Genomic DNA, 14337 nt, shown 5'->3' with positions numbered 1-14337 from the left:
CAAACCTTAAGACCTCAGGAGTGAAATAACATGACGTTCAAGCGTCCCTATGGCGCGGGACTGGCGGCCCTTGCAGTCGGCCTGTTCGCCGCGACCGCCGCCTACGCCGAGCCGACCGTCAACAAGGGCGACAACGCCTGGATGCTGACCTCGACGGTGCTGGTGCTGCTGATGACCATCCCGGGCCTCGCGCTGTTCTATGGCGGCCTGGTCCGCTCCAAGAACATGCTCTCGGTGCTGGCGCAGGTGTTCTACACGGTCTGCCTCGTCACCGTGCTCTGGGCCCTCTACGGCTACAGCCTCGCTTTCACCGGCGGCTCCGACTTCATCGGCGGCTTCTCCAAGGCGTTCCTGATGGGCGTCACGCCGGACTCGAAGGCGGCGACCTTCTCGGTCGACGCCAACATCTCGGAGCTCATCTATATGTGCTTCCAGATGACGTTCGCGGCGATCACGCCGGCCCTCATCGTCGGCGCCTTCGCCGAGCGCATGAAGTTTGCGGCGATCGCGCTGTTCATCCCGCTCTGGGTCACCCTGATCTACTTCCCGATCGCGCACATGGTCTGGTATTGGCCGGGCCCGGACGCGATCCAGGATGCCGCCAAGGCGCTCGCCGCTGCGGCTGACGGCGCGGCCAAGACCGCGGCGCAGGCCAAGCTCGACGAGATCAACGCCGATGCCGGCTGGATCTTCAAGAAGGGCGCGATCGACTTCGCGGGCGGCACCGTCGTGCACATCAACGCGGGTATCGCCGGCCTGGTCGGCGCGCTGCTGATCGGCAAGCGGACCGGTTACGGCAAGGAGCTGATGGCTCCGCACTCGCTGACCATGACCATGATCGGCGCCTCGCTGCTCTGGGTCGGCTGGTTCGGTTTTAACGCCGGCTCCAACCTCGAAGCCAATGGCGGCGCGGCGCTCGCCATGACCAACTCCTTCGTGGCGACCGCCGCGGCGGCGCTGTCCTGGATGTTCGCGGAATGGATCATCAAGGGCCATCCCTCGCTGCTCGGCGCGCTCTCGGGCGCGGTCGCGGGCCTCGTCGCGGTCACCCCGGCGGCCGGCTATGCCGGTCCGATGGGCGCCATCGTGCTCGGCCTCGTGGTCGGCGTGGTCTGCCTGTTCTTCTGCACGGTCGTGAAGAACGCGCTCGGCTATGACGACTCGCTCGACGTGTTCGGCGTCCACTGCGTCGGCGGCATCGTCGGCGCGCTCGGCACCGGCATCCTGGTCAACCCGGCGCTCGGTGGCGCTGGCATCATCGACTACACCGCGATCCCGCCGAAGGTCGCCGATTACGACTTCGCGGCGCAGATGATCTCGCAGGTTTGGGGCGTCTCCACCACGTTGGTGTGGTCGGGCATCGGTTCGGCGATCCTCTACAAGATCGTCGACGTGATCGTCGGGCTGCGCGCCAACGTCGAGACCGAGCGTGAAGGCCTCGACATCACCGAGCACACGGAGCGCGCCTACAACATGTAAAATTAACGGCCCTTGAGGGCCGTTAATTTGGGTTCTCCCGGGGCGCGACCTCCCCAAGCGGTCGTTCCCAGAACTACGGTCCGGACACATACCCGGCAATGTCCGGGCCGTTGAGGGGCTCCAGCGCAAGCTGGGGCCCCTTTCTTTTTTCCGCGGCTTGAGAAAATATTGTCGGAATTGGCTGCCATTGTGGAATGACAGGCTACGAACAACGAAAACGGGAGGACGTCATGAAGGTGCAAGGCAGGTGCTATTGCGGCAACGTGCGCTATGAGGCCGAGGGCGAGCCGATGATGGCGGCGCAGTGCCTGTGCCGCGAATGCCAGTACATCACGGGCGGCGGACCGAACATGTTCATGGCGATGCCGACCACCGGCTTCAAATACACCGCCAGCGAGCCCAAGCAGTTCACCCGCAAGGATCTCGACCGCGCCGTGACGCGCGAGTTCTGCCCGGAATGCGGCACGCATCTCGTGACCAAGGTGCCGGGCCTGCCCGCCACCATCCTGAAGGTCGGCACCTTCGACGACCCCTCGGTGTTCACCCCGCAGATGACGATCTACACCTGCGACAAGCAGACCTTCCACCACCTGCCCGAGGGCAAGCCGTCGTTCGAGAAGCTGCCGGCGCGGTAGACATCGAGGCCGAAGCGCAGATCGAGCTGACGGGTCCCGCTTCTCCTTCCCCCTGAAAGGGGGAAGGTCGGGATGGGGGTCAGCCGCAGGCGACGCTGCAAGCGGAGAGAGCAGATCCCCACCCGCTTTGCTCCCGCGAGCAAAGCGACCTCCCCTTTTCAAGGGGAGGTTACGATAGTCGAGCGTCAGTCGATCAGGACCTCCTCATCCGGCAGCTCGCTGGGTGCGCCGTCGCGCAAATAGCGTTCCAGGATATCGGCAAGCGACACCGGCGTCAGGCGCTCCCGCGCGCTTGATAGATCGGCGATCGGCCACCAGCGGAAGCAATCGAGCATGCGCGCCTCGGCCTCGTCGGCCATCACGGGCGCGAAGCGATCCGCGTGAACGATCCGGTACTCCTCCTTCTGGGAAATCCGCCGGCCGCCCCAGTTGAAGGTGTGGTGACGCCGCCAGACGGCGGGCCCGGGCTCGAAATCGATCAGCCCCAATTCCTCGGCCAGTTCCCGCTGCAGCGTCGCTTCCGCCGTCTCGTCGTTCTCGACGCCGCCGCCCGGCGCGATCCAGAAGCAGTCGCCGCCGTGCGGCGGGCGAATCCGCATCAGCAGGACTTCGCGCTCGCCGGTGATGATGAGCGCCCGGACGGCGCGGCGATGGATCATGTCTCGGAGCAACTTCGATGCGGTTTTCTGGCGTCAGCGCTGATATCACGCGACGGCCGATCGTGCCGCACCGCCGATGGTTAATCGCGTCTTAACCTCGCCCTATCTATGGTGACTTGATCGGTTTACGGTCGGCGCCCTTACCCTCCGACCGCAGTGAAAGTGCTGGCATTTCAATCATGGCAATGACCGCCTCATCCGGCTTGGCGCAGGGCGCCGGCGATGTCGCATCCGCCGGCCAGGCCGAGCGTTCCCCTTTCCTGCGTACCACCGAGCTGCTGGCGCCCTATCAGCCTGCCAAACCCTTGATTACGCTGTCATTAGGCGAGCCGCAGCACCCGGTGCCCGATTTCGTCGACCCGGTGCTGGCAAGGCATACCGCCGAATTCGGCCGCTACCCGATCGCCAAGGGCATCGAACCGTTCCGCCGCGCCGTGGCGAGCTGGCTGGAAAGCCGGTTCCAATTGCCGCGGCCGGTCGACCCCGAGAGCGAGGTGATGGTGCTGAACGGCAGCCGCGAGGGGCTGTTCTTTGCCGCGATATCAGCCTCGCGCTACGTCGCGCCGCGCAAGGGCCGGCCGGCGATCCTGATGCCGAACCCGTTCTATCCGGCCTATGGCGCCGGCGCCCGCGCGGCCGGCTGCGAGCAGATTTACCTGCCGACGACGCTCGGCAACGGTTTCCTGCCCGACCTTGATTCGATCGACGAGGCGACGCTGGCGCGGACCGTCGCGTTCTTCATCGCCTCGCCCGCCAATCCGCAGGGCTCGGTCGCCTCGCGCGCCTATTTCACGCGGCTGAAGCAGCTCGCCGATCGCTTCGGCTTCATCATCCTGAGCGACGAGTGCTATTCGGAGATCTACACCCGCGAGGCGCCGGGCAGCATTCTCGAATGCGCCGGTCCCGACTTCAGCAATGTGGTGGCGTTCCAGTCCCTGTCGAAGCGCTCGAACCTGCCGGGCATGCGCGTCGGCTTCGCCGCGGGCGACAGAAAGTTTCTGGCCGCATTCCACGAGCTGCGCAATGTCGCCGCACCGCAGGTGCCGGTGCCGCTGCAGCATGTCGCGGTCGCCGCCTATAGCGACGAGGCGCATGTCGAGGAAAACCGCAGGCTCTATCGCATCAAGTTCGATTTCGCCGACCAGATCCTCGGCAACCGCTACGGCTACAAGCGTCCCGCCGGCGGCTTCTGCGTCTGGCTCGACGTCTCCGAGCGCGGCGGCGACGAGGCCGCGGCGGTCAGGCTCTATCGCGACGCCGGCGTGCGCGTGATTCCCGGCAGCTATCTGGCGCGCCAGCAGAACGACGGTTCCAATCCGGGCGCGGGCTATATCCGCCTTGCGCTCGTCTCCGACAGTGAATCGACGGCCGAGGCGATGCATCGCCTGGTCGAAACCCTGGGTTAATCGCGAAGCGCGAAGATTGAGTATGCCAGCGATCGAACGTGTCATCCCCCTGGTCGGCCATCTGCCGCTCTCGCTCCGCGAGGCGCTGGCGCGACGGCTGCGCGAACTCACCGGGCTCGGCCTGATCGCGCTGTCCGGCGCCATCACGGCGGCCCTGATGACCTGGTCGGTGCAGGATCCGTCGCTGAGCCACGCCACCTCGCGCGCGATCCGCAACGTGCTCGGCTATCCCGGCGCGATCGGCGCCGACCTCCTGATGCAGATTCTCGGCCTCGGCGCGATCATGCTGGTGCTGCCGGTCGCGGTGTGGGGCTGGCGGATGCTGACGCATCGCCCGTTCGACCGCGAGGCGCTGCGGCTCGGCTGCTGGATCCTGTGCACGGTGATCGCGGCGGGCTTCGCCAGCTGCTGGCCGCACAACACCGCATGGCCGCTGCCGACCGGGCTCGGCGGCGTGGTCGGCGACGCGTTGCTGCGCGCGCCAGCCGTCGTGTTCGGCCCGCCCGGCTTCATCTATCGCGTCGTGCTCGGCCTGATCCTGTTCGTCGCGATGGCGGCAAGCTTCCTGTTCGCCTGCGGCTGGGGCGCCAAGGAGCAGGACGACGAGCTGACGCCGATCTCCGACGATGACGAGCCTTTCGTCGAGGACGAAGACAACGACCGCAGCTCGGTTTCGCTGGGCTGGCTGTTCCATGCGCTGATGAGCGCGAAAGCGCGGCTCGGCTGGCTGCTGACCACCGCCTACAAATCGCTGGTCTCGAGCGGAGCCCAGGGTCGCAGTGCTGCGTTCGAGCGCCAGGAGCCGAATATCGGCGGCGGCCGCTCGGCGCCCTCGATCGCACCCGCACACGAAGACCATGATGAGGACGAGGCTGAAGCTTTCGACGACGATGAGGAAGAGGAGGACGAGGAGGAAGAAGCTCCCGCCGCCCGCGCCCCGCGCAAGAAGGCCGAGCCGAAGCCGAAGAAGAAGAATTCCGACAAGTTCGAGCTGCCCTCGGTCTCCGTGCTCAGTGCGCCGAAGGCCAGCGATCGCCAGCCGCTGAGCAAGGCCGAGCTCGAAACCAATTCGCGCTCGCTCGAAGGCGTGCTGCAGGACTTCGGCGTGCGCGGCGAAATCGTCAAGGCCAATCCCGGCCCGGTGGTCACGCTGTACGAGCTCGAGCCGGCGCCCGGCATCAAATCGTCGCGCGTGATCGGGTTGTCCGACGACATCGCGCGCTCGATGAGCGCGCTGTCGGCCCGCGTCGCGGTCGTCGCCGGCCGTAACGCGATCGGCATCGAGCTGCCGAACGCACACCGCGAGAAGGTCTATCTGCGCGAGCTTCTGGTCGCCAAGGAAAGCGTCGATTCGGTTGCGAAGCTGCCGCTGTGCCTCGGCAAGACGATCGGCGGCGACCCCGTCATCATCGACCTGGCGCGCACGCCGCACATGCTGATCGCCGGCACCACCGGCTCCGGCAAATCGGTCGCGATCAACACCATGATCCTCAGCCTGGTCTACCGGCTGCGGCCGGACCAGTGCCGCCTGATCATGGTCGATCCGAAGATGCTCGAACTCTCCGTCTATGACGGCATCCCGCATCTGTTGACGCCCGTCGTCACCGATCCGAAGAAGGCGGTGGTGGCGCTGAAATGGGCCGTGCGCGAGATGGAAGAGCGCTACAAGCGGATGGCCAAGCTCGGCGTGCGCAACATCGACGGCTACAATGCGCGCCTCGTCGAAGCCAAGGCCAAGGGCGAAGAGCTGACGCGCACCGTCCACACCGGCTTCGACAAGGAGAGCGGCAAGGCGATCTACGAGGAAGAGAAGCTAGACCTCGAGCCGCTGCCCTACATCGTCATCATCGTCGACGAGATGGCCGACCTGATGATGGTCGCCGGCAAGGATATCGAAGGCGCCGTGCAGCGCCTCGCACAGATGGCGCGCGCCGCCGGCCTGCATGTCATCCTCGCGACGCAGCGTCCGTCGGTCGACGTCATCACCGGCACGATCAAGGCGAACTTCCCGACCCGGATCGCCTTCCAGGTGACGTCGAAGATCGACAGCCGCACCATCCTTGGCGAGATGGGCGCCGAGCAGCTGCTCGGCCAGGGCGACATGCTCTACATGGCGGGCGGCGGCCGCATCAGCCGCGTGCACGGACCGTTCGCCTCGGATGAGGAAGTCGAGAAGGTCGTGCGTCACCTCAAAACGCAAGGCGCACCGGAATATCTCGAAGCCGTCACCGCGGATGAGCCGACCGACGAGGACGGAGCCGTGTTCGATGCCACCGGCATGGGCGGCGACGGCGGCGGCGATCTGTTCACGCAGGCGGTTGCGATCGTCAAGCGCGACCGCAAGGCGTCGACCTCCTACATTCAGCGCCGGCTGCAGATCGGCTATAACCGCGCGGCCTCGCTGATGGAGCGGATGGAACTTGAGGGCATCGTTGGTCCGGCGAATCACGCCGGAAAGCGCGAAATCCTGGTCGGGGAGGAAGAAGGCCAGTTCTGATCGGGGGCGATCATCACGGAAAAACCATATCTCCCTCGGAAGAGGCGGGATAAAATCCGGCGCAGCGGGACGAGCGTCGAACAGAGACCTGACACATCTGATGGCAAAACACCTCATTGACCGCGGCACGCGCACCGCGCTGGCTCTTCTCGTCACCGCCGCGATCGCCGGCGCGGCGACTGCGCAGAATGCGCCGCCCCCGAAGCCCGCGCCCAACGCCGGATCCAAGGCTGCGCCAAAGAAGGACGCCGGCGCGCAGACCAATGCGGACAAGGGCCCGACGACGACCGGCGCCACCCAGGCACCGCCGAACCCGGTGATTCCCGATCCGCGCCGCAACGTGCCCGCCAACATCTTCCAGACCTTCGACGCCAACCAGAAGGCGCAGGCGGCCAAGGTCTCGGCCTATCTCTCGTCGCTGCAAACGCTGGTCGGAAATTTCGTCCAGGTCGGCCCCGACGGCACCAAGACCAAGGGCGATTTCTACATCCAGAAACCCGGCAAGCTGCGCTTCGAATATGACGATCCGAGCCCGATCGAGGTGATCGCCGACGGCTCCTCGGTCGCGGTGCGCGACCGCAGGCTCGCCACCCAGGACGTCTATCCGCTGTCGCAGACCCCGCTGCGCTATCTGCTGTCGGACCGCATCGACCTGATGAAGGACACCAACGTCATCAGCGTCACCGCCGACGACGTGTTCGTCAGCATCACGATCGAGGAAAAGCAGGCGCTGGTCGGCACCAGCCGCTTCCTGCTGATGATCGGCGCCAAGGACGGCAAGCTCAAGCAGTGGACCGTCACCGACCCGCAGGGCTACGACACGACCGTTGCGGTCTACAATCTCGACGCGACGCAGAAGCCCGATCCGGCGCTGTTCAAGATCGACTTCACGACCTATCCCGGCACCTCGCCGGGGTAGGCGCGCTGCGTAGTTGCGTAGGATGGGTAGAGCGCTTGCTTGTGGACAAAGCGCCAACCCGCACCGAGAACCGTGCTAAGACGCTGTCCTCATGCGGTTCTCCGTCACCACCTGGAACATCAATTCGGTGCGCCTGCGCATCGACACCGTCGCCAAGTTCATCAAGAGCGCGCGGCCGGATGTGCTGTGCCTGCAGGAGACCAAATGCATCGACGATGCGTTTCCGCTCAAGCGCTTCAAGCGGCTCGGCTATGAGCACGTCGCGCTGAACGGACAGAAGGGCTATCACGGCGTCGCCATCGTCTCGCGCCTGCCGTTCGAGACGACCGACATCAGGACGTTCTGCGACAAGATCGATTCACGACACATCTCGGTGTCCTTCGGCGAGAAGGCGCAGCTGTCAAAGCCGCTGGTGCTGCATAATTTCTACGTGCCGGCCGGCGGCGACATTCCCGATCCCGCGCTCAATCCGAAATTCGAGCACAAGCTGCAATTCCTCGACGAGATGAAGGCCTGCGAGCCGCTGCATCCGCGCGGCGACGACCGCCACATCCTGGTCGGCGACCTCAACGTCGCCCCGCATGAGAACGACGTGTGGTCGCACAAGCAGCTGCTCAAGGTGGTCTCGCACACGCCGGTCGAGACCGAGAAGCTGCTGGCCGCGCAGGCGCATGGCGAATGGTTCGACATCGCGCGCGAGCGGATCCCGATGTCGGAAAAGGTCTACACCTGGTGGAGCTACCGCGCGGCGGACTGGACCGTCGGCGATCGCGGCCGACGGCTCGATCACATCTGGGTCTCGCGCGCGCTGAAGGACCAGGTCAGCGATTTCAAGATCACCCGCGACGCCCGCAGCTGGGAGCGCCCGTCGGATCACGTGCCGGTCACGGCGGTGATGGAGGTTTAGGACTAATCCTGTCAACTTGCTCGGATTGCCTTTCCCACAAGGGGAGAGGTGGAGTACGCGGTTCCGCTGTCGGCCAAAATCTCAGCAGCTAAGTGCTCAGCTTCCCGCCCGCCATCAGGATATCGCTTGCGAGCTGGCTGGTGCGCAGCGCGAGCTCGTCGCGCAGCCGGCGGGCCGCGGCGGGATCGCTTTCCAGCACGCGCTGGAACAGGCTGCGCGCGACGCGGATCACCGAGCCGCGCTCCAGCGCGGTGGCGGTCGACGGCCGCTTCATGGCGACGATCAAGGCGAGCTCGCCGATCAGCGCGCCGGGGCCGGCGATGATCTCGGCGCCGCCTTCCTCGACCCGGAAGGTGCCGCGCTGCACGACATAGCCGGCGTCCGCAGCGTCGCCGGCCTTGAACAGCACGTCGCCTGCGTTGAAATCACGTTGCTCGGAGCCGATCGCCAGCATGCGCAAGGAGCTCTCGCCCAACAGACGCATTGTCGGGACCCGCTCGAGCAGGGCTACGTCATCATCGATCGACATTCAGGTCCGGTAACCGCGGTGCGCCTCGATTTCACGAATCGTTGAGCGCAAAGCGTATCACGGCACCAGCTTGTAGCCACCGGCTTCCGTCACCAGGATTTCCGGGTTGGCGGCGTCCTTCTCGATCTTCTGGCGGAGGCGGTAGATGTGGGTTTCCAGCGTGTGGGTGGTGACACCGGAATTGTAGCCCCAGACTTCCTGGAGCAGGGTCTCGCGCGACACCGGCATCTGGCCAGCGCGGTAGAGGAAGCGGAGGATCGCGGTTTCCTTCTCGGTCAGCCGCACCTTCCTGGCATTGGCGCCGGTCAGCATCTTCGAGCCGGGCCGGAACGAGTAGGGGCCGACCGAGAACACCGCGTCCTCGCTGGCCTCGTGCTGGCGGAGCTGCGCCCGGATCCGGGCCAGCAGCACCGCGAACCGAAATGGCTTCGCCACATAGTCGTTGGCGCCGGATTCGAGCCCCAGGATCGTATCGGAATCGGTGTCGTGGCCGGTCAGCATGATGATCGGAGCCTTGAAGCCGCCCTTGCGGAGCGAGCGAACCACTTCGCGGCCGTCGGTGTCGGGCAGGCCGACGTCCATCAGGACCAGATCGGGGGAATTGGCTTTGGCGGCAGTGGCGCCCTTGGCGCCGGTGTCGACTGCGGAGGCTTCGAATTCCTCGTGCAGCGACAGCTGCTCGACCAGCGTATCGCGCAGATCGGTATCGTCATCCACGATCAAGATCTTGCGGGCATTGGCCATAGGTACAATCCTTCGGGGGCGGGGCGGTCAGAAGCGAAGGACGCTTATGGCCGTAACATCGGCTAGATATGTGTTCAGGTAGGCGATTGTTACCGATTCACAAGGCAACGCAGTCTACCTCAAATCCGGCGGGGCAGGACGTGAATGTCCTGTAATGCCGGGAGATAGGATGTTCTGAACCTCCAAGGCAAGCTCTGTTTGGAACGATTCTTAAGGGAAGGTCAGCTATTTCAATCACTTATATGACAGTTAAACGTGATCGCCCGCTCTCCATCATCGAGGTCCGAGCAGCCGCCGGCGACCCGCGCCGGGGCTGGCTGTCGGCCGACGGCTGGACCGTGCCGGTGGCGCTCGGACGCGGCGGAATCATCGCCAACAAGCGCGAGGGCGACGGCGGCACGCCGCGCGGCGTCTTCCATCCGCGCCAGCTCTGGTGGCGCGCCGACCGGCACCAGCGTCCGACGACTTTCCTGCCGACCCGGCCGATCCGCCGCGAGGACGCCTGGTGCGAGGACCCCGCCGACCGTCACTACAACCAGCCGATCCGGCTCGATCGCGCGCAGGGCGGCGACCGCCTGACTCGCGAGGACCATCTCTACGACTTCATTATCGAGATCGATCACAACGCCGCACCGCGCGTCGCCGGCCGCGGCAGCGCTGTGTTCCTGCATCTGGCGCGGCCGAATTTCTCGCCTACCGCGGGCTGCGTCTCGATGACGAAGGCGTCGATGCTGCGGCTGTTGCGGCGGATGTCGCCGCAGACCAGGATCATCATCGGCTAGAGTTGTCGAATGGCTGAACATCGCTTTTCCCACGCGACAGACGCGACGCGTTTGTGCTGAGATCGTGCACAGAAGAGAATAATTCCCGCGGGGAGCGAAACAGCATGCTCGACAACAACCGGATCGCCGCCGCCTCGAAGGTCCTGCACGATCACTGGCACGCCGGCACCAAGCTCACAGCGCTCGATGGCGCAATTCGGCCGCGCGATCGCGCCGAGGGCTATGCGGTGCAGGCCGAGCTGGAAAAGACGTCGCGCGAAAAACTGTTCGGCTGGAAGATCGCGGCGACCAGCGCGGCCGGCCAGAAGCACATCAATGTCACCGGACCGCTCGCCGGGCGCATCCTTGCCGAGACGGTGATACCGGATGGCGGCACCGCGTCGATGCAGGGTAACGAGATGCGCGTCGGCGAGCCGGAATACGCCTTCCGCATGGCGCGCGATCTCGCGCCGCGCACGACGCCTTACAGCGTGCAGGAGGTGTTGGAGGCCGTCGGGACGCTGCATCCGGCGATCGAGATTCCGGATTCGCGTTTCGCCGATTTCGTCGCCGCTGGCGAGGCGCAGCTGATCGCCGACAATGCCTGTGCGCATCTGTTCGTGCTCGGACCCGCAACGACAGCCGACTGGCGTGCGATCGACCTGGTCGAGGACCGCCCGGTCATCACGCTGCGCGGCGAGCGCTATATCGGCCATGGCAAGAACGTGCTCGGCGATCCCCGCGCAGCGCTCGCCTGGTGCGCCAACGAGCTGCGCGCGCTGGGGCTGACCTTGCGGGCAGGCGAGGTCGTCACCACAGGCACCTGCCACCCACCGCTGCCGATTGCCGCCGGCGATGAATTCGCGGCCGATTTCGGCGCGATCGGAAATGTGTCGGTGAAGTTCGCGTAGGCTGCGCACCCGCCACATGCACCAATGTCGTCCTGGCGAAGGCCAGGACCCATACACCGCGGCCTCAGAAAAGGGCGCGCGGCGAGACACTCATCCTGCAAGCGACAACGGTGGTTATGGGTCCTGGCATTCGCCAGGACGACAGTCAGTTATGCGGCACCGTCCGCGTGCCAAAGATCGCCGACCCGACCCGCACATGGGTGGCGCCCATCTGGATCGCCACCGCGAAATCCGCGCTCATGCCCATCGAGAGATTCGTCAAGCCGTTGCGCGCGGCGATCTTGGCGCAGAGCGCGAAGTGCGGCGCCGGCGCCTGGTCGACCGGCGGGATGCACATCAGTCCCGAGATCGACAGGCCGTAGGTGTCACGGCATGCCGCGATGAAGGTATCCGCATCCTGCGGCGCGACGCCGGCCTTCTGCGGCTCCTCACCGGTATTGATCTGGACGAACAGTTCCGGGTGCTTGCCTTGATTTTTGATTTCCTTGGCTAACGCTTCGCAAATGCTGGCGCGATCGACCGAATGGATCGCATCGAACAGCGCAACCGCCTCCTTGGCCTTGTTCGACTGCAACGGTCCGATCAGATGCAGCTGCAGTCCCGGATGAGCCTGGGTTAGCGTCGGCCACTTGCCCTTGGCCTCCTGCACGCGATTTTCGCCAAATACGCGCTGTCCGGCGCCGATAATCGGCAAAATTGCGTCGGCCGCGAACGTCTTCGACACCGCGATCAAGGTCACCGACGCACGATCGCGCCGCGCTTCCTTGCAGGCATGCGCGATCTCGCGTTCGACGGCGGCTAGGCCATGTGGTGAATCGGCCGGTAACGGCGTGGTCGGGCTTTGCGTCATGCTTGTGCCGTTCTCTGACAGGTGCGGGGGGTTGGCTCGAATTTTACCAAATTCGGGAAAGGCTTTTTGAAGCCCTGCATTCTACCTTGCGCACGGGCAAGGGAACAGAATGTCGGGCGTCACTTTCAACCGCAACCGGGTCAGGCTCAAGAAGGTTCTGGGAATTCGTGCCCGGCTGGCCTTGCTTGCGCTGATGCTGGTCGCGCCCCTGATGCTGGACCGCGTCCGCACGCTCGAGGATTCCCGCAGCAAGCAGATCGCGCAGGCCGCGGCCGGCTATGCCAGCCTCACCGCGCATGCCGCGGAAACCCAGCGCGAGGTGGTCTCCTCGGTCGAGACCATGCTGAAATCCGCAGCCTACATCCGCGCTTCCGGCGGCATCGCGCAGAGCTGCGAGGTGCTGCGCGCCAGCCTGCCGACGGTGCTGCCCTGGATCCGCAGCATCATGTTCGTCTCCAGGGACGGGCTGGTGCAGTGCTCGACCCTCAACGTCCAGGTCGGCCTCAATGTCGGCGACCGCGAATATTTCAAGAAGGCGCAGGACAACCGCGGCTTCGTGTTCAGTGACTATCTGCGTGGCAGGACCAACGGCCGCCCGATGATGATGGCCGCCTATCCGGTGGCCGCGATCAATCCGGAGCAGGATGCCGTCGTGGTCGCCGGCATCAATATCGACTGGCTGTCGCAGATCATGGCCAATCTCGGCGGCCAGCCCGGCATGTCGGCCGTGCTGGTCGACTCTACCGGCGTCGTGATCGCCGCGCCCGCCGACCATGCGAGCCTGATCGGCCGTTCGCTCGATACCATCCCGCTGATGGCGGCGATCGCCGAGAAGGCACTGAGCTATGACGAGCCGTCCGGCTCGGTGTCGTTCACCGCGTCCGACGGCGCACAGCGCACGCTGAGCTTCGCGCGCATCGCCGGCACGCAGTCCCGCCTGATCGTGAGCATGGACGAGGCCAAGGTGACGGCGGCGATCAACCGCGAGATCCGCACCGCCTATCTGCAGCTCGGATTCGTCTGCCTTTTCGTTTTGCTAGGTGCGCTGGTCGGCGCCGAGCGGCTCGTCATCCATCCGATCGAGCTGATGACCGGCATGGCGCGACGGTTCGGCGAAGGCGACTGGTCGGCGCGCGTCGCCAAGCACAAGCTGCCGGCGGAATTCGTGCCGTTGGCGCGCGCCTTCAACGCGATGGCGGCGCAGCTCAGCCAGCGCGAGCGCGAGCTCGTCGCCTCCAACGATCGTCTCACCGTGATGGCCTCGATCGACGCGCTGTCCGGCCTCGCCAACCGCCGCGGCTTCCAGAGCCGGCTCGACTTCGAATGGATGCGGGCGCAGCAATATGAATGCGAGCTGTCGCTGATGATGATCGATGTCGATCACTTCAAGCTCTACAACGACACCTACGGCCATCCCGAAGGCGATGCCTGCCTGACCCGGATCGGCGAAGTGCTGTCCGGGATCGCCGCCGACACCATGGGCTTCGCCGGCCGCTATGGCGGCGAGGAATTTTGCCTCTTGCTGCCGAACACCGACGCCGCGCATGCGCTCGCGATCGGCGAGACCGTGCGCACCGCGGTGCTCGGCCTCGCCGTGCCGCATGCATCCTCGAGCCATTGCGTCGTCACCGTCAGCGTCGGCGTCGCGACGACCAGGCCCAACGAGACCCAGCGCCCCGGCGACCTGATCGAAGCTGCGGATGCCGCGCTCTACGCCGCCAAGCGCCGCGGCCGCAACGCCGTGATCGAGCACGGCTTCCTGCAGACGCTGGACGAAGCCGGGATGGCGCTGGCGAGCTGAGATTGTGCCTGGTCGAGCGGCGCGATGAGCGCGGAACCGTGACCATCGGCGACGCCGCGACAACGCCCTGTGGTTATGGTCCCGGCTTTCGCCAGGACGACGAGGAGGCTGCAGACGGAGCCCCTGCGACAGCGGCAGGGCGGCTGCGCGAGAGGATGGGGCGTTTGGAGGCCCCAAGCCGTTGACCGCGCAGGCGCTTTTGTGGCCTAGTCCGCCGTCCCCGGACGGGACCCGAAAAC

13 protein-coding genes are annotated in these 14337 nt (G+C 65.6%); 9 read left to right on the top strand and 4 right to left on the bottom strand.

The genetic code is table 11. The features are described from left to right. Positions 1-30: 30 nt before the first annotated feature. Entirely contained in the window at positions 31-1479 is a 1449-nt protein-coding gene (locus tag ACVWY5_RS39205) for an ammonium transporter (protein WP_028335827.1), read from the top strand. A 230-nt stretch (positions 1480-1709) separates the two neighbouring features. Next, a complete protein-coding gene (locus ACVWY5_RS39200; RefSeq protein WP_016841439.1) occupies positions 1710-2114 on the top strand; it encodes a GFA family protein in 405 nt (134 codons plus the stop codon). A gap of 185 nt (positions 2115-2299) precedes the next feature. On the opposite strand, the gene ACVWY5_RS39195 is transcribed toward ACVWY5_RS39200, so the two are convergent. Then, on the bottom strand, positions 2300-2773 hold the full coding sequence (locus ACVWY5_RS39195) for an NUDIX domain-containing protein (protein WP_028335826.1): 474 nt from the start codon (positions 2771-2773) through the stop codon (positions 2300-2302). A gap of 179 nt (positions 2774-2952) precedes the next feature. Between ACVWY5_RS39195 and ACVWY5_RS39190 the strand changes: the two genes are divergently transcribed. From ACVWY5_RS39190 to ACVWY5_RS39175, 4 genes are all read left to right on the top strand, one after another. Beyond that, positions 2953-4179: an aminotransferase class I/II-fold pyridoxal phosphate-dependent enzyme gene (locus ACVWY5_RS39190; RefSeq protein WP_028335825.1), complete on the top strand. Its 1227-nt coding sequence runs from the start codon at positions 2953-2955 to the stop codon at positions 4177-4179. Positions 4180-4195: 16 nt separating this feature from the next. Continuing rightward, complete coding sequence (locus tag ACVWY5_RS39185; protein WP_028335824.1) at positions 4196-6676, top strand: DNA translocase FtsK; 2481 nt, start codon at positions 4196-4198, stop codon at positions 6674-6676. 100 nt (positions 6677-6776) lie between these two features. Then, positions 6777-7595, top strand: a complete 819-nt coding sequence (locus ACVWY5_RS39180) for an outer membrane lipoprotein carrier protein LolA (protein WP_028335823.1) — start codon at positions 6777-6779, stop codon at positions 7593-7595. A 91-nt stretch (positions 7596-7686) separates the two neighbouring features. Further along, positions 7687-8502, top strand: coding sequence for an exodeoxyribonuclease III (locus tag ACVWY5_RS39175; RefSeq protein ID WP_028335822.1), 816 nt, complete (start codon positions 7687-7689; stop codon positions 8500-8502). Between the two features lie 88 nt (positions 8503-8590). Here the strand turns inward: ACVWY5_RS39175 and ACVWY5_RS39170 are convergent, their stop codons facing one another. After that, positions 8591-9031, bottom strand: a complete 441-nt coding sequence (locus ACVWY5_RS39170; RefSeq protein ID WP_016841445.1) for a cyclic nucleotide-binding domain-containing protein — start codon at positions 9029-9031, stop codon at positions 8591-8593. A 57-nt stretch (positions 9032-9088) separates the two neighbouring features. Further along, the gene (locus tag ACVWY5_RS39165) at positions 9089-9775 is read right to left on the bottom strand and encodes a response regulator transcription factor (protein WP_016841446.1); all 687 of its coding nucleotides are present in this window, start codon (positions 9773-9775) and stop codon (positions 9089-9091) included. A gap of 242 nt (positions 9776-10017) precedes the next feature. On the opposite strand from ACVWY5_RS39165, the gene ACVWY5_RS39160 reads away from it, so the two are divergent. Together ACVWY5_RS39160 and ACVWY5_RS39155 are read left to right on the top strand one after the other, a co-directional pair. Further along, positions 10018-10557 carry a L,D-transpeptidase family protein gene (locus tag ACVWY5_RS39160; protein ID WP_028335821.1) on the top strand — a complete coding sequence of 180 codons (540 nt, stop codon included), beginning with the start codon at positions 10018-10020 and terminating at the stop codon, positions 10555-10557. A gap of 104 nt (positions 10558-10661) precedes the next feature. Further along, positions 10662-11447 carry a 2-keto-4-pentenoate hydratase gene (locus tag ACVWY5_RS39155; protein WP_028335820.1) on the top strand — a complete coding sequence of 262 codons (786 nt, stop codon included), beginning with the start codon at positions 10662-10664 and terminating at the stop codon, positions 11445-11447. A 145-nt stretch (positions 11448-11592) separates the two neighbouring features. Here ACVWY5_RS39155 and ACVWY5_RS39150 read toward each other — a convergent pair whose 3' ends face one another. Then, complete coding sequence (locus ACVWY5_RS39150) at positions 11593-12297, bottom strand: YggS family pyridoxal phosphate-dependent enzyme (RefSeq protein ID WP_028335819.1); 705 nt, start codon at positions 12295-12297, stop codon at positions 11593-11595. Between the two features lie 109 nt (positions 12298-12406). Here ACVWY5_RS39150 and ACVWY5_RS39145 point away from each other — a divergent pair, with 109 nt between their 5' ends. After that, complete coding sequence (locus ACVWY5_RS39145) at positions 12407-14098, top strand: sensor domain-containing diguanylate cyclase (protein WP_028335818.1); 1692 nt, start codon at positions 12407-12409, stop codon at positions 14096-14098. Positions 14099-14337: the final 239 nt, after the last annotated feature.

This window comes from Bradyrhizobium sp. USDA 3256 (assembly GCF_054058275.1).
The sequence above is the reverse complement of the archived record's forward strand: the minus strand, read 5'-3'. Positions and strand labels throughout refer to the sequence as shown.